14 protein-coding genes are annotated in these 14,804 nt (G+C 69.7%); 5 read left to right on the forward strand and 9 right to left on the reverse strand.

The features are described 5' to 3' along the window. Nucleotides 1-2 precede the first annotated feature (2 nt). From ACYVGN_RS04595 to trpD, 3 genes are read right to left on the reverse strand one after another with little or no spacing between them, the layout of a single operon-like run. Complete coding sequence (locus tag ACYVGN_RS04595) at nucleotides 3-1,250, reverse strand: MFS transporter (RefSeq protein ID WP_460789061.1); 1,248 nt, start codon at nucleotides 1,248-1,250, stop codon at nucleotides 3-5. Beyond that, complete coding sequence (locus ACYVGN_RS04600) at nucleotides 1,247-2,239, reverse strand: PHP domain-containing protein (protein WP_460789063.1); 993 nt, start codon at nucleotides 2,237-2,239, stop codon at nucleotides 1,247-1,249. Before ACYVGN_RS04600 ends, ACYVGN_RS04595 begins: the two co-directional genes overlap by 4 nt. Before the next feature lie 28 nt (nucleotides 2,240-2,267). Continuing rightward, a complete protein-coding gene (trpD, locus tag ACYVGN_RS04605; RefSeq protein ID WP_134746294.1) occupies nucleotides 2,268-3,338 on the reverse strand; it encodes an anthranilate phosphoribosyltransferase in 1,071 nt (356 codons plus the stop codon). Between the two features lie 83 nt (nucleotides 3,339-3,421). On the opposite strand from trpD, the gene ctaE reads away from it, so the two are divergent. The 4 genes from ctaE to qcrB are packed head-to-tail and all read left to right on the forward strand — an operon-like array spanning nucleotide 3,422 to nucleotide 7,709. Continuing rightward, complete coding sequence (ctaE, locus tag ACYVGN_RS04610) at nucleotides 3,422-4,099, forward strand: aa3-type cytochrome oxidase subunit III (protein WP_082543121.1); 678 nt, start codon at nucleotides 3,422-3,424, stop codon at nucleotides 4,097-4,099. Nucleotides 4,100-4,120: 21 nt separating this feature from the next. Next, a complete protein-coding gene (gene qcrC / locus ACYVGN_RS04615; protein WP_460789065.1) occupies nucleotides 4,121-4,924 on the forward strand; it encodes a cytochrome bc1 complex diheme cytochrome c subunit in 804 nt (267 codons plus the stop codon). 35 nt (nucleotides 4,925-4,959) lie between these two features. After that, nucleotides 4,960-6,033 carry a cytochrome bc1 complex Rieske iron-sulfur subunit gene (qcrA, locus tag ACYVGN_RS04620; protein ID WP_460789229.1) on the forward strand — a complete coding sequence of 358 codons (1,074 nt, stop codon included), beginning with the start codon at nucleotides 4,960-4,962 and terminating at the stop codon, nucleotides 6,031-6,033. Beyond that, on the forward strand, nucleotides 6,033-7,709 hold the full coding sequence (gene qcrB, locus ACYVGN_RS04625; protein WP_460789067.1) for a cytochrome bc1 complex cytochrome b subunit: 1,677 nt from the start codon (nucleotides 6,033-6,035) through the stop codon (nucleotides 7,707-7,709). The genes qcrA and qcrB overlap by 1 nt, the downstream gene beginning before the upstream one ends. Before the next feature lie 142 nt (nucleotides 7,710-7,851). Here qcrB and ACYVGN_RS04630 read toward each other — a convergent pair whose 3' ends face one another. From ACYVGN_RS04630 to ACYVGN_RS04655, 6 genes are all read right to left on the reverse strand, one after another. Further along, complete coding sequence (locus ACYVGN_RS04630) at nucleotides 7,852-8,646, reverse strand: hypothetical protein (protein WP_134746292.1); 795 nt, start codon at nucleotides 8,644-8,646, stop codon at nucleotides 7,852-7,854. Between the two features lie 348 nt (nucleotides 8,647-8,994). Further along, nucleotides 8,995-9,432, reverse strand: a complete 438-nt coding sequence (ctaF, locus tag ACYVGN_RS04635; RefSeq protein WP_460789069.1) for an aa3-type cytochrome oxidase subunit IV — start codon at nucleotides 9,430-9,432, stop codon at nucleotides 8,995-8,997. Further along, complete coding sequence (gene ctaD / locus ACYVGN_RS04640) at nucleotides 9,432-11,177, reverse strand: aa3-type cytochrome oxidase subunit I (protein WP_460789071.1); 1,746 nt, start codon at nucleotides 11,175-11,177, stop codon at nucleotides 9,432-9,434. Before ctaD ends, ctaF begins: the two co-directional genes overlap by 1 nt. 2 nt (nucleotides 11,178-11,179) lie before the next feature. Then, a complete protein-coding gene (ctaC, locus tag ACYVGN_RS04645; protein ID WP_055991792.1) occupies nucleotides 11,180-12,091 on the reverse strand; it encodes an aa3-type cytochrome oxidase subunit II in 912 nt (303 codons plus the stop codon). 161 nt (nucleotides 12,092-12,252) lie between these two features. Further along, nucleotides 12,253-12,621: an iron-sulfur cluster insertion protein ErpA gene (gene erpA, locus ACYVGN_RS04650; RefSeq protein ID WP_055991789.1), complete on the reverse strand. Its 369-nt coding sequence runs from the start codon at nucleotides 12,619-12,621 to the stop codon at nucleotides 12,253-12,255. Between the two features lie 78 nt (nucleotides 12,622-12,699). Further along, nucleotides 12,700-14,109, reverse strand: coding sequence for a dipeptidase (locus ACYVGN_RS04655; protein WP_134746290.1), 1,410 nt, complete (start codon nucleotides 14,107-14,109; stop codon nucleotides 12,700-12,702). 50 nt (nucleotides 14,110-14,159) lie between these two features. Between ACYVGN_RS04655 and ACYVGN_RS04660 the strand changes: the two genes are divergently transcribed. Next, on the forward strand, nucleotides 14,160-14,753 hold the full coding sequence (locus tag ACYVGN_RS04660) for a DUF3043 domain-containing protein (RefSeq protein ID WP_460789073.1): 594 nt from the start codon (nucleotides 14,160-14,162) through the stop codon (nucleotides 14,751-14,753). Nucleotides 14,754-14,804: the final 51 nt, after the last annotated feature.

Below are 14,804 nucleotides of genomic sequence, written 5' to 3' on the forward strand. Positions count from 1 at the left end.
CCTCAGGAGCGCCGCACGCGGGCGACCGCGGTCAGGATGCAGGCCGAGAAGCCGCTCACGAGCGCCAGCGTGAGAAGAAGCGGCAGCGTCCAGCCGCTCGTCAGGTCGTGCACACCGCCGAGGAGGGGTCCGCCCGCCGCGCCTGCCACGTACGCGAGCCCCTGCACGAGCGCCGACATCGCCGCCGCCTCGCGGCTGCTGCGGGCGATGCCGACGAGCACCGTGAACACCACCACGAAGCCGCCCGCGTGCGCGACCCCGCCGAGGGACACCCAGAGCGGGTAGAGCTCAGGGACGACCAGCAGCCCTCCCACCATGGCGACCCAGCACGCCGCGACGAGGGCGGCCGGCACCGCGAGCGGCAGGTAGCGCGCGAGCGTCGGCACGACGAACGCCCCCGCGATCGCGACGCCCTGGAACAGGGACGCGAGCGCCCCCGCGACGGCGGCTCCCGTGCCCGTCATGTCGGAGAGCATCGCCGGCAGCCAGGTCGACAGGCCGTAGTAGGCGGAGGACTGGCAGCCGAGAGCTGCGACCAGCAGCCAGACGACCGGGTTCCGCAGGACGTCGCCGCGCCCGGGCACCGGGACCGGTCCGGTCATCGACACCGCGTCCGCCGGCGTCCCTCCTCCTCCGGAGCGCTCGTCCCACGGCACGCCCGGCATCCGGTCGCGCCACAGGTGCAGGCCCCACAGCACGAGCCCCAGGGCGGTCAGCACGATCCACAGCAGCAGCGCGAGCGGCCATCCGGTGAGCTCCGCGATCGACGCGGTGGTGAGCGTCGTCAGCAGCGACCCCGCGTTCAGCGCGGCCGTGTAGGCGGCGGTCACCGTCGCGACTCGCTCGGGCGGCACCTCGCGGCGGATGATCACCGGGATCACGATGTTGCCCACCGTGATCCCCGCACCGATCACGACCATGCCGACGAGCATCCATCCGAATCCGGGGAGGGTCCGGATGAGCGTGCCCACCGCGACCGCGGCCAGGCAGGCGAGCAGCGCCAGGTCGGCTCCCGCGCGCCGGATGACGACCGCGGCGACCGGGGTCAGCGCGGCGAACATCAGCACCGGGAAGGTGGTCAGCAGCGACGCGGTCGCGGCATCGAGCGCGTAGTCGTGCTCGATGTCCCGCAGCACGGGCGTGACCGACAGGATGGGCCCGCGCAGGCTGAACGCGGCGACGAGCACCCCCGCGATCACGAGCCACGGGAACGCCCGCCGCGCCGCCTGCGCCCCGCCCGCCCGGCTCACGCGCCCCAGGCCCAGGCCCGCAGCCTGCCGAGCGGCCAGGTCGTGATGATGCGCTCCGCCGGCACGCCGAGCCGCTCGGCGCGCTCTGCGCCGTGGTCGAGCAGAGACAGCTGCCCCGGGGCGTGCGCGTCGGAGTCGATCGAGAACAGGCAGCCGATCTCGAGCGCGAGGGAGATCAGGTCGTCCGGCGGGTCCTCCCGCTCGGGCCGCGAGTTGATCTCGACGGCCACGCCGTGCTCGGCGCACGCCTCGAACACCGCTCGCGGATCGAACGTGGACGGCGGGCGCGTTCCGCGCGATCCGGTCACGAGCCGGCCGGTGACGTGGCCGAGGACCGTGACGCGCGGGTTGGACACGGCCGCGACCAGCCGTCGGGTCATGGCCGTGGACTCCATGCGCAGCTCGGAATGCGCCGACGCGACGACGACGTCCAGCTCGTCGAGCAGCTCGGGCTCCTGGTCCAGCGCGCCGTCGCTCAGGATGTCCACCTCGATGCCGCTCAGCAGCGTGAAGTCGTCGTACTGGAACCCGGCGACCACCTCGAGCTGGCGTCGCAGCCGCTCGGGCGACAGTCCGCGCGCGACCTTGAGCCGCGGCGAGTGGTCGGTGAGCGCGAGGTACTCATGCCCCAGCCCGCGCGCGGCGGCGACCATGTCCTCGATCGGCGTCGTGCCGTCCGACCAGTCGCTGTGCGAGTGCAGGTCGCCGCGGAGCAGACCCCGCAGCTCGGACGGCTTCACGTCCCCCAGCCGCTCGCGCAGGTCGGTCAGGTAGTCCGGCACACGTCCGACGAGCGCCTGCTCGATCACCGCGAAGGTCGACGCGCCGATGCCCTTGGTCCGGCGCAGCCGCTCGGGGTCCCGGCGCGCCGCCTCGTCCAGGCCGGCGACCGCCGCGGCGGCGGCGCGGAACGCCTTCGCCTTGAACTTCGACGCGCGCTCGCGCTCCAGGAGGTACGCGATCTCGTTCAGCGCCTCGATCGGATCCATCCGTCGCCTCCCCCGGCCTGCGGCGGGCTCACGCCGGCGCCGACCCGCCCAGCTCCTGCGAGGCCGAGATCCACTGCTCCAGCTTCGCCGTGGCGCGACCGTCGTCGATCGCCGCGGCCGCCTCCTCGAGCGCCTCGACGAGACGCTCGACCATGCCCCGCTGCATCTGGGCGGGGTCCTGGGAGAGCCGGAACGCCACGATGCCCGCCGCCGCGTTGAGCAGCACGATGTCGCGCACCGCGCCCTTCTCGCCCGCCAGCGTGCGCCGCAGCACCTCGGCGTTGTGCTCGGGGGTGCCGCCGAGGAGGTCGTCGATGGTCGCGGTCGCCAGGCCCACGTCGCGCGGGTGGATGTCGAACTCGTGCACGTCGCCGCGCGAGACCTCCCAGATGCGGGAGTACCCCGTGGTCGTCAGCTCGTCGAGGCCGTCCTCGCCCCGGAAGACGAGCGCGGTGGCGCCGCGCGTGCGGAACACGCCGGTGATCAGCGGGACCACGTCGAGGTTGGCCACGCCGACGGCGTTCGCCTCCGCGCGGGCGGGGTTCACGAGCGGGCCGAGGAAGTTGAACACGGTCGGCACGCCGAGCTCCGCGCGCACCTGACCCGCGTGGCGGAAGCCCGGGTGGAACGCCGCCGCCCACGCGAACGTGATGCCGGCGCGGTCGAGGACCCCGGCCACGGCCTCCGGGGGCAGGCGCAGGTCGATGCCGAGCGCGCTGAGCACATCCGAGGAGCCCGACTTCGAGCTCGCAGCCTTGTTCCCGTGCTTGACCACGGGCACGCCCGTCGCAGCGATCACGATCGAGGCCGTCGACGAGATGTTGACGGTGCCGAAGCGGTCGCCGCCCGTGCCGACGATGTCGAGCACGTTGGGGTCGACATCCAGCGGGACGGCGGCCTCGAGGATCGCGTCGCGGAAGCCGATGATCTCCTCGACCGTCTCGCCCTTCGCCCGCAGCGCGAGCAGGAATCCGGCGAGCTGGGCGGGGGTCGCCGCGCCCTGCATCACCTGCCGCATGGCCCAAGTGGCCTCCGACACGCTGAGGTCGGTGCGCGAGAGCACGGTGGTCAGGACGTCGGGCCAGGTGGGTTCCGCCATGCTCCGATCCTAGCCAGGGCGTATAGACAGGGATCTCGCGCCGGACTCCCAGACGGCATTCGGGTCCCACATACTTCGACGCGATGTCGAAGTTGCCCAAACCAGGCCGGAGGATCGGCAATAATGGTTCCGTGACGACCTCAGCGACGTATGCCCCGGCACCGAGAACCGTGAAGCGACCCGATCCCGTCGCCGTCGGCACGATTGTCTGGCTCGGCAGCGAAGTCATGTTCTTCGCCGGCCTCTTTGCGATCTACTTCACCCTCCGCAGCACCTCGCCGGAGCTGTGGGCTGAGCGCACCGAGCTTCTCAACGTGCCGTTCGCGCTCGTGAACACGATCATCCTGGTGCTCTCCAGTGTGACCTGCCAGCTCGGCGTGTTCTCGGCCGAGGGCCTGACGTTCAAGAACCCGCTCCTGCAGCGGCTCGTGGGCTGGGGCGTCGTCCCGTGGTTCTGGGTGTCGTTCGCGCTGGGCGCGGTCTTCGTCTCGGGCCAGGTGTGGGAGTACGCCACGCTCGTGCTCGAGGGCATGCCGATCAGCGCCGACTCGTACGCGTCGGCCTTCTACCTCACGACGGGCTTCCACGCCCTGCACGTGACCGGCGGCCTCGTCGCGTTCCTGCTCACCATCGGCCGCTTCTACGCGGTCAAGCGCCCCCGTCACAAGGAGGCCGTCACCGCGATCGTCGTGTCCTACTACTGGCACTTCGTCGACGTCGTGTGGATCGCGCTCTTCCTGGTCATCTACTTCCTCAAGTAAGAGCGGAGCTACATCAGACTTATGGCACGAGAGAAGAAGCGCCGCTCGAACGGCCGTCGCAGCCCGCTGGCCGCCGCCGCCCTCATCGGCATCGGCCTGCTCATCACGGGAGGCGCCTACGCCGGCGCGTCCGCCGCGGTCGCCGCATCGACCGAGACCACCGCCGCCAGCACGACGCTCACGGTCGAGGACGGCGAGAAGCTGTTCCAGGCCAACTGCGCCACCTGCCACGGCCTCGACCTGCAGGGCACCGACAACGGCCCGTCGCTGTACGGCGTCGGCGCGCTCGCCGTCGAGTTCCAGGTGTCCACCGGCCGCATGCCGATGCAGCGCCAGGACGTCCAGGCCCCGCAGAAGGAGGCCCAGTTCACCGAGGAGCAGATCCTCGCGATGGCCGAGTTCGTGCAGTCGGTCGCCCCGGGCCCCGACTTCCCGGACGAGCGCTACCTCGACGGCGAGGGCGACGTCGCGCGCGGCGCCGAGCTGTTCCGCATCAACTGCGCGATGTGCCACAACGTGGCCGCCGCCGGCGGTGCGCTGACGGAGGGCAAGTACGCCCCGGACATCATGGACACCAGCGCGCAGCACATCTACGCCGCGATGGTGACCGGCCCCCAGAACATGCCCGTGTTCAACGACATGAACCTCACGCCCGAGGACAAGCGCGACATCATCTCCGCGCTCCTCTACCAGCAGGAGCAGCCCGCTCCCGGCGGCTTCACGATCGGCTCGCTCGGCCCCGTGTCCGAGGGTCTGTTCGTGTGGATCTTCGGCATCGGTGGGCTCATCGCGATCACCGTGTGGATCACCGCGAAGTCCAACTGAGCATGGCGAACGAAGAAGACGTGACGAGGAGCACCATGGCGCACGACAGCGAACCGCAGGCGGTGGAGGTCTACCGCCCCTCCCCCGGCCTCGCCGTTTCGATTGCCGACCCCGTGCAGAACCCCGGCCTGCCGCCGCACCGTGCGCGCATGACCGACAAGGATCCGAAGGCGGAGCGCGCGGCTGACCGCACGGTCTACACGCTGTTCTACGTGTCGGTCGCGGCCAGCATCTGGGCGGTCGCCGCCTACATGCTGTTCCCGATCGAGGACGGGTCGATGCTCTCGATCCGCAACAACAACCTCTGGATCGGCCTGGGCATCGCGTTCGCGCTGCTCGCGATCGGCGTGGGCGCCATCCACTGGTCCAAGGCGCTCATGAGCGACAAGGAATACGTCGAGGAGCGCCACTCGACCCGCGGCAGCGAGGCCACCCGCGCCGCGGCCGTCGAGGCGTTCGCGATCGCCAACGAGGAGTCGGGCTTCGGTCGTCGCAAGATGATCCGCAACTCGCTGATCGCCGCCGTCGCCGCCTCGATCCTCCCGGGTCTCGCGCTGTTCCGCGGCCTGGCCCCGCACTCGACGGCCGAGAACCCCACCGCGGGCGACCCGGTCGCGCTGCTCAACCACACCATGTGGAAGGAGGGCGAGCGCCTGGCGCTCGACCCCGAGGGCACCCCGATCAAGGCGTCGTCGGTCACGCTCGGCTCGGCGTTCCACGTCATCCCCGAGTCGCTCGCGAGCCTCAGCCACGACGACGGCTACCTCGAGGAGAAGGCGAAGGCCATCGTCCTGCTCATGCGTCTGCTCCCCGAGCAGCTCAAGGAGAACGAGGACCGCAAGTCCTGGTCGTACGACGGCATCGTGGCCTACTCGAAGGTCTGCACCCACGTCGGCTGCCCCGTGGCGCTGTACGAGCAGCAGACCCACCACCTGCTGTGCCCCTGCCACCAGTCGCAGTTCGACGTCACCGAGCACGCCAAGGTCATCTTCGGCCCGGCCGCGCGCCCGCTGCCGCAGCTGCCCATCGCCGTCGACGATGAGGGCTACCTCATCGCGCAGAGCGACTTCACCGAGCCCGTCGGCCCGAGCTTCTGGGAGCGTCACTGATGAGCACCACCACCGCACCTGAGAAGCCCCAGGCGCCGCTCGGCGGCAGGTTCGTCGCCGCGGCCGCGAACTACATCGACGAGCGCACCAGCATGTCGGGCCTCGTCAAGGCCCTCGGCCGCAAGGTCTTCCCCGACCACTGGTCTTTCATGCTCGGCGAGATCGCGCTGTGGTCGTTCGTCGTCGTGCTGCTGTCGGGCACGTTCCTGACGTTCTTCTTCCAGGCCTCCATGGTCGAGACGCACTACACCGGCGCGTACGAGCCCATGCGCGGCATCGCGATGTCGTCGGCGCTCGAGTCGACCCTGCGGATCTCGTTCGACCTGCGCGGCGGCCTGCTGGTCCGCCAGATCCACCACTGGGCCGCGCTGGTCTTCGTGGCCGGCATCGGCGTGCACATGCTGCGCGTGTTCTTCACGGGCGCGTTCCGCAAGCCGCGCGAGCTGAACTGGGTGATCGGCTTCGTGCTGTTCATCCTGGTGATGGCCGAGGGCTTCACCGGCTACTCGCTCCCCGACGACCTGCTCTCGGGCAACGGTCTCCGCATCATCGACGGCATGATCAAGGGCCTGCCGATCATCGGCACCTGGACGTCGTTCCTGCTGTTCGGCGGCGAGTTCCCCGGCACCGACATCGTCGGCCGCCTCTACACGCTGCACATCCTGATCCTGCCGCTGCTGGTGATCGCGCTCGTCGCGCTCCACCTGCTGCTCATGATCGTGAACAAGCACACGCAGTTCGCGGCCCCGGGTCGCACGAACGGCAACGTCGTCGGCTACCCGATGATGCCGGTCTACATGGCCAAGATGGGCGGGTTCTTCTTCATCGTCTTCGGCACCATCGTGCTGATCGCGTCGCTGGTGCAGATCAACCCCATCTGGAACTACGGCCCGTACGACCCGTCCCCCGTGTCGGCCGGCACGCAGCCCGACTGGTACATCGGCTTCGCGGACGGCGCCCTGCGTCTCGCCCCGTCGAACTGGGACATCGTCATCGGCAACTTCACGCTGTCGCTCGGCATCCTGGTGCCCGTCGCGGTGCTCGGCATCTTCATCGTGCTCGTCGCGATCTACCCCTTCCTCGAGGCGTGGATCACGGGCGACAAGCGCGAGCACCACATCGCTCAGCGTCCGCGCAACGCCGCGACGCGCACCGCGATCGGCGCCGCCGGCGTGGTCTTCTACGCGATCCTCTGGGCCGCCGCGTCGTCGGACATCATCGCGACGCACTTCTGGCTCACCATGGAGGGCGTGATCCGCTTCCTGCAGATCTCGCTGATCCTGGCCCCGATCGTCGTGTACTTCATCACCAAGCGCGTCTGCCTCGCGCTGCAGAAGAAGGACCGCGAGATCGCGCTGCACGGCTACGAGTCGGGCCGCATCGTCCGGATGCCCGGCGGCGAGTACCGCGAGGTGCACCGCCCGGTCGACGAGTACGAGCGCTGGAAGCTCGTGGACGTCGAGACCTACGCTCCCCTCGTGCTGCGCCCGAACGATCAGGGCCGGATCCCGTTCAGCGAGAAGCTGCGCGCCGGTCTGTCGCGCTGGTTCTTCGAGGACCGTCTCGCCCCGCTCACGCAGAGCGAGCTGGATGCCGCGGTCGCGCACCAGAAGCACGCGCTGCACGAGTACGGCCCCAGCCCGCGCGAGCTCGAGGCCGGTCACGACCAGCACTGAGCACCGCTCTCCCGAAGCCCCCGGTCCTCCTGGACCGGGGGCTTCGTCGTGTCGGCGCCGGGCCGCCGGCGGCCGTTGCCGCTCCTCTGCCGTTCCGAAAACCGGATCGATGGGACGTGCGTGACCGGAGTGATCGCATCCGTCACGCGCGCACCATCCGGCCGGTCTTCGGCACGCGCGGCGTAAGCTCGCGCAGGCCGCGCAGCGCATCTTCGACCGTCTCGGGATGGAACAGGATGTCCTCCGCGATCGGTCGGTAGCGCACGTAACCCCGCGCGGCCGCGACCTGGTCCCGGCGGTGGTCGCGGCGCTGCGCCTCCCAGTCCTCATGGAACGCCTTGCTGTCGCACTCCACGATGATCCAGCCGTCGAGCAGCAGATCCACCCGCCCTACCCCGGGGATGAGGACCTGCGACTCGACGCAGAACCCGAGTGCCACTGCCATCAGCCGCACGAGTGTCTCCGGCCCCGCCTCCGCCCTCGCGTCGACCAGGCGCCGTGCACGCTTGAGTCGGGCCGGCAGCACGCGGAACAACTCGTCGACGTCCGTGTGGCTCACGAGGCGCCCCTGCAGCGCCGAATCCAGCGAGGCGACCGCATCGGGCAGGTCCTGGCACAGCATCGCGTGGTGCAGCGCATCGAGGATGCTGACCTCGCTCGCCCGCGGGTGGACCGGCCGAAGCAGCCGCTGGCGATGCACGGCATCCTCCGGATCGACGGCGGGCTGCGTCGCGGTCCGCGCGAGATGGGTGTGCAGTCCGCCCGCACGGGCGACGAAGACGCCCTTCAGCCGCAGCAGCGAGACGCAGGTCAGGCGTCCCCCGCGCGCGACCGCTCGCACGTGCTCATCCGGCGCACCGCGCGCCAGATAAGCACCCTGGCAGGCCTTCTGGATCAGGCCCCCGTCGACCGCGGACCTGATCTCCCGCGTCGACATCCCCGATGCGCGCAGATCCCGCGTCCGCCACACGCGATGATCCCCACCCTCATCGTCCCGGACATGCACGTCTCCCATCCGGCCAGCGTGGGCCCCCGCACCGGGTCTCCGGCGGCCCGATCCACCCAGATGGGGGCGGCCAGCGGCTCCCGTTCGCTGTGGACGAGCCTCCGCGGGCCAGCCGGTTCCGAAAACCGGACCGATGTGGCGAGTGGGATGGATGGGGTCACGCTCGCCTCAGATACACCGTCCGTCCGGTTTTCGGCACCGCCGGCGGCCCCACGCCCCGGCCCAACGCGAAACGGCCCCGGTCGGACCGAAGTCCGCCGGGGCCGCCTCAGAGCTGGATCAGCGGGCGAAGTAGCCGCGGTAGTACTCGTACACCCAGCCGACGATCGCGACCGCGAAGAGGCCGAGGGCCAGCGGCAGCAGGAACTGCGCCACCGCGAGCGAGATGATCGCGATCGCCGCGGAGCCCGCGAGCACGAGCGGCCACCAGGACCACGGGCTGAACTCGCCGAGCTCGGCGTCGCCGTCGTCGATGTCCGCGTCGTCACGGTCCTCGGGGAGCGCCACGCCGTGCTGTCCCTTGTGCACCAGCTGGATGTAGAACGCCACCATCGCCGACATGAAGATGCCGAACGCGAGGGCCGTCGAGCCCGCCCACTCGACCGCCTGGTACCAGGGCAGGTCGGGCTGGGCGATGATGCTCCACGCGGTGTACACGACCGCCATGAGGCCGAAGAAGCCGGCGAGCAGCCACCAGAGGCCGATGTTGGACCGCATTACTTGACCTTTCCGTCCGCCGCGTCGATCACCGGCGCGTCAGGGGCGTCCTTGGCCGGACCGATGCCGACGGGGATGCCGGCCTCGGGGTGGTTCAGGTCGAACGCCGGACGCTCGCTGCGGATGCGCGGGATCGACGTGAAGTTGTGGCGCGGCGGCGGGCACGACGTCGCCCACTCGAGCGAGCCGCCGTAGCCCCACGGGTCGTTGACCGTGATCTTCGGCGCGGTGCGCGCGGTCACCCACACGTTCAGGAAGAAGGGCAGCAGCGAGGCGCCGAGGATGATGGCGCCCACCGTCGAGAGCTGGTTCTCCCACGTCCAGCCGTCCGCCGCCGAGTAGTCGGCGTAGCGGCGCACCATGCCGTCCACGCCCAGCCAGTGCTGGATGAGGAAGGTCATGTGGAAGCCGATGAACAGCATCCAGAAGTGCACGTAGCCGAGGCGCTCGTTGAGCATGCGGCCCGTCCACTTCGGCCACCAGAAGTAGAAGCCGGCGAACATGGCGAACACGACCGTTCCGAACACCACGTAGTGGAAGTGCGCGACGACGAAGTACGAGTCCGACAGGTGGAAGTCGAGCGGGGGCGACGACAGGATGATGCCCGTCAGACCGCCGAACACGAACGACACGAGGAAGCCGAGGGCGAACACCATCGGGGTCTCGTACGTGATCGAGCCGCGCCACATGGTGCCGATCCAGTTGAAGATCTTCACGCCGGTGGGAACCGCGATGAGCATCGTCATCAGGGCGAAGAACGGCAGCAGCACGGCGCCCGTGACGTACATGTGGTGGGCCCACACGGCCACCGACAGGGCGGCGATCGCGATGGTCGCGTACACGAGCGTCTTGTAGCCGAAGATCGGCTTGCGGCTGAAGACCGGGAAGATCTCCGACACGATGCCGAAGAACGGCAGCGCGATGATGTACACCTCGGGGTGGCCGAAGAACCAGAACAGGTGCTGCCACAGCAGGACGCCGCCGTTGGCGGGGTCGTAGATGTGCGCGCCGAGCACGCGGTCGGCACCGGCGGCGAAGATCGCGGCGGCGAGCACCGGGAAGGCGATCAGCACGAGGAGGCTCGTGATGAGCGTGTTCCAGGTGAAGATCGGCATGCGCCACATGGTCAGGCCGGGGGCGCGCATCGTGATGATCGTGGTGATGAAGTTCACCGCGCCGAGGATGGTGCCGAAGCCCGAGAGGCCGAGGCCCAGCATCCAGAGGTTTCCGCCGACGCCCGGCGAGAACGTCGCGTTGGCGAGCGGCTGATACGCGAACCAGCCGAACGACGCCGCACCCGACGGGGTCAGGAAGCCGGCGACCGCGATGGTCGAGCCGAACAAAAACAGCCAGAAGGCGAATGCGTTCAGACGCGGGAAGGCCACATCCGGCGCGCCCAGCTGCAGCGGCAGGATCGCGTTCGCGAAGCCCGCGAACAGCGGCGTCGCGAACATCAGCAGCATGATCGTGCCGTGCATCGTGAACAGCTGGTTGTACTGCTCCTTGGTGGGCAGGATCTGCATTCCGGGAGCGAACAGCTCGGCGCGGATGATCAGCGCCATGACGCCGCCGATCGCGAAGAACATGACCGAGGCGATCAGGTACATGTAGCCGATGGTCTTGTGGTCGGTGGAGGTCATCCACTTGACCACGATGTTGCCCTTCTGCTCCATGCGCGATGCGCTGAGCAGGGCTGCCTGGCGGGGCGGGAGCGTAGTGCGGTGCTCCTGCAGGGTCGTCGCCATGATCAGTGCCCCTCTTCCTCGGTGGCTTCGGCGTTGCCGGTCGTGCCGGGGAAGTTCCCCAGACGGTCGTACGCGTCGTTGATGTCGCCGGTGTTGCCCTGGGCCTCGAGCTCGGCGAGGTAGTCCTCGTACTCGGCCTGGCTCACGACCTCGACGTTGAAGAGCATCATCGAGTGGTACTCGCCGCACAGCTCGGCGCACTTGCCGGCGTACGTGCCCTCACGCGTCGGGATGAACGACCACGAGTTGTCGCGGCCGATGTACATGTCCTTCTTGTAGAGGAAGTCGATGATCCAGAACGAGTGGATCACGTCGCGCGACTCAAGGTGGATGGTCACCTTCTGGTCGACCGGCAGCACCAGCGTCGGCAGCTGCGACTGGTCGATGTTCCCCTCGGCGTCCGGCTGCGCCTGGATGCCCATGGTCCACACGGCGTCCGAGTTGTCCTCGGCCTCGCCGTCGTACTGGAAGTCCCACGCCCACTGCTTGGCGATCGCGGTGATCTCGACGTCGACCTCGTCCTCGGTCCACTGCGTCTCGATCGCCGACTGGTCGCGCGCCGTGAAGGCGAACAGGCCCAGCACCAGGATGAGCGGCACCGTCGTGAAGAAGATCTCGATCGGCATGTTGTAGCGCAGCTGGACCGGAAGGCCGGTCTGGCCCTTGCGGCGGCGGTACACGACCATCGCCCAGAGCATGAGGCCCCACGTGATCACGCCGACGGCCAGCAGCACGATCCACGAGCTGGTCCACAGCGTGGCGACGCGCTCGGCCTGGTTGGTCGTCGCCGTGCCGTCCTCCTGGAAACCGGGGAGGTATCCGTGCAGCTCCGTGGGAGTGCATCCGGCAAGGGCCACGGCTGCGGCAGCTGCGACGGGAATCGCGGCCCAGCGGAGACGGCGTTTCGACGGCACGAATTCACCTTTCGAACGTGGATGGGGCTCCTGTCAGTCTAGGGCAACCTCTCACCCGGTTCAGGACAACCGCCCAGCCTGGGGCGTGTCCATCCGGGCCCGTCCGGACACGCCGAAGAGCCCCGCACCGACGGGGTGCGAGGCTCTTCGGACGAGGCGGATCAGTGGAAGCTGTCGCCGCAGGCGCAGCTGCCCGAGGCGTTGGGGTTGTCGATCGTGAACCCCTGCTCCGAGATGGTGTCCTTGAAGTCGATCGTCGCGCCGTCCAGGTACGGGACGGACATGTTGTCGACGATGACCTCGACGCCGTCGAAGTCGACGGTCTCGTCGCCCTCGAGGTAGCGCTCGTCGAAGTAGAGCTGGTAGATCAGGCCCGAGCAGCCGCCGGGCTGGACGGCCACGCGCAGACGCAGGTCGTCGCGGCCCTCCTGCTCGAGGAGGCTCTTCACCTTGGCGGCGGCGGCGTCCGTGAGGCTCACGCCGTGCGCGCGCGTGTCGGCGGGGGTGCCGGCGAGGGTCGTGTCGGTCATGACGCTCCTTACGGGGTGGGCCGCATGCGCGGCGACTCGTTCGATTCTACCGCCGCGCGCGGCGTGCGGATCCGGGGCTCACAGGGAGCGGGAGTTCATCCGCCCCAGGAGCAGCGTCTCGGCCCGCACGGCGTTGCGGAACGTCTGCAGGTGCAGCGACTCGTTGGGGCTGTGCGCGCGCGAGTGCGGGTCCTCCACGCCGGTGACGAGGATCTGCGCGCCCGGGAACTCGCGCACCAGGTCGGCGATGAACGGGATCGAGCCGCCGACGCCGAGGTCGACGGGGTCCTTGCCGTAGCCGTCGCGCATCGCGTCGCGCGCCTCGGCCACCGCCCATCCGGTCGTGTCGACGAGGAACCCGTCGCCGAGGTCGACGTCGCTGAACGTCAGCTCCGCGCCGAACGGCGCGTGCGCGCGCAGGTGCGCCTCGATCGCCGCGTAGGCCTCGCGGGCGTCCTGGCCCGGCGCCACGCGGGCGCTGACCACGACGGTGACCTCGGGCGAGAGCGTGTTCGACGCGGCGGCGACGCTCGTGAAGTCGATGCCCGTGACGGTGATCGACGGCTTGTTCCAGATGCGCGACAGGATGGTGCCGTCGCCGATCGGCTGCACGCCGTCGGGCAGTCCGGCCTCGTCGCGCAGCGTCTCCTCGCTGTAGTCGGGCGTCTCGGCGTCCCGCGCGCGGAGCCCCTCGACCGCGACCGACCCGCGGTCGTCCCACAGGGTCGACAGCAGCTTGATGGTCGCGAGCATCGCGTCGGGCACCGCTCCCCCGAACATGCCGGAGTGCGAGGCGTGCTCGAGCGTGCGCACGGTGAGGTGGAACTTCGCGTTGCCGCGCAGGGAGACCGTGACGGCGGGCGTCTCGGAATCCCAGTTACCCGAGTCCGCGACCACGATCACATCGCTGCGCATCGCGTCGGCGTTGTCCGACAGGAACCGCGCGAACGAGCGGGAGCCGTACTCCTCCTCGCCCTCGATGAACAGCACGATGCCGAGATCGAGGTCGTCGCCCACCACCTCGCGCAGCGCGCGCAGCGAGGCGATGTGCGCCATCACGCCGGCCTTGTCGTCGGCGGCTCCGCGGCCGTACAGGCGGCCGTCGCGGACCGTCGGCTCGAACGGCGGCGTCTCCCACAGGGCCTCGTCGCCCGGCGGCTGCACGTCGTGGTGCGCGTAGAGCATGACCGTGGGGCGGCCGTTCCGCGCGGCCCGGGTGGCGAGCACCGCGGGCTGACCGTGCTCGGACATGCCGGGGATCTCGGCGGTGAGCACGCGCACCTCGTCGAAGACCCCGGTGTCGCGCGCGAGCTCGGCGATCGTCGCGGCGCTGCGCTGCAGCTGCTCCTGATCGAACGCAGGCCACGCGATGCCCGGGATGCGCACCAGCCGGCCCAGGTCGCCCAGAGCGGCGGAGATCCCTCCCTCTGCGGTCTCGAGCAGCGCTGCGTCGATCGTTCCAGCTTCCACAGAAGGCTCCGAAGTCATGCGGGTAATCTTAGGTCGATCCCCTCTCCACCGATCCGAGGTGCACACCCGTGAGCAAGACCCCCGCCGTGAACGACGGCGCTTCGAACGGCACGACCCTGAACGGCCAGCCGGTCGGCGACGACGCCGCGGCCGGCAAGGGCCGCCCCACCCCCACGCGCGCCGAGCGCGAGGCCGCCCGCAAGCGCCCGCTCGTCGCGAACACCAAGGAGGCCAAGGCCCGCGCCCGCGCCGAGCTGCGCGAGCGCCAGGACCGGGCGCGGATCGGCATGGCGAACGGCGATGAGCGCTACCTCCCGCTGCGCGACAAGGGCCCGCAGAAGCGCTTCGCCCGCGACTACACCGACGCCGGCTGGCACCTGGGTGAGCTGCTGATGCCCGCCATGATCGTCGTGATCATCGCGACGTTCATCCCGCTCGACTTCTTCCAGTACTGGTCGTTCGTGGCGCTGTGGATCTTCATCTTCTTCGTGATCGGCGACATGATCATCCTGTCCGCCACGGTCAAGAAGAAGGCGGCCGCGAAGTTCGGCAAGGAGAAGCTCGAGAAGGGCCTCGGCTGGTACTCGGCCATGCGCTCGGTCCAGATGCGCTTCATGCGTCTGCCGAAGCCGCAGGTCAAGCGCGGCGAGTTCCCCGTCTGATCCCCACGCGACACGACGACGCCCCCGGCCTTCACGGCCGGGGGCGTCGTT

It is taken from the genome of Microbacterium lacusdiani, assembly GCF_054779895.1.

Coding starts and splice junctions, on each gene's coding strand:
- ACYVGN_RS04600 (WP_460789063.1), bottom strand. CDS start 2,239: ATGGATCCGATCGAGGCGCTGAACGAGATCGCGTACCTCCTGGAGCGC.
- trpD (WP_134746294.1), bottom strand. CDS start 3,338: ATGGCGGAACCCACCTGGCCCGACGTCCTGACCACCGTGCTCTCGCGC.
- ctaE (WP_082543121.1), top strand. CDS start 3,422: ATGTCGAAGTTGCCCAAACCAGGCCGGAGGATCGGCAATAATGGTTCC.
- qcrC (WP_460789065.1), top strand. CDS start 4,121: ATGGCACGAGAGAAGAAGCGCCGCTCGAACGGCCGTCGCAGCCCGCTG.
- qcrA (WP_460789229.1), top strand. CDS start 4,960: ATGGCGCACGACAGCGAACCGCAGGCGGTGGAGGTCTACCGCCCCTCC.
- qcrB (WP_460789067.1), top strand. CDS start 6,033: ATGAGCACCACCACCGCACCTGAGAAGCCCCAGGCGCCGCTCGGCGGC.
- ACYVGN_RS04630 (WP_134746292.1), bottom strand. CDS start 8,646: ATGTCGACGCGGGAGATCAGGTCCGCGGTCGACGGGGGCCTGATCCAG.
- ctaF (WP_460789069.1), bottom strand. CDS start 9,432: ATGCGGTCCAACATCGGCCTCTGGTGGCTGCTCGCCGGCTTCTTCGGC.
- ctaD (WP_460789071.1), bottom strand. CDS start 11,177: ATGGCGACGACCCTGCAGGAGCACCGCACTACGCTCCCGCCCCGCCAG.
- erpA (WP_055991789.1), bottom strand. CDS start 12,621: ATGACCGACACGACCCTCGCCGGCACCCCCGCCGACACGCGCGCGCAC.
- ACYVGN_RS04655 (WP_134746290.1), bottom strand. CDS start 14,109: ATGACTTCGGAGCCTTCTGTGGAAGCTGGAACGATCGACGCAGCGCTG.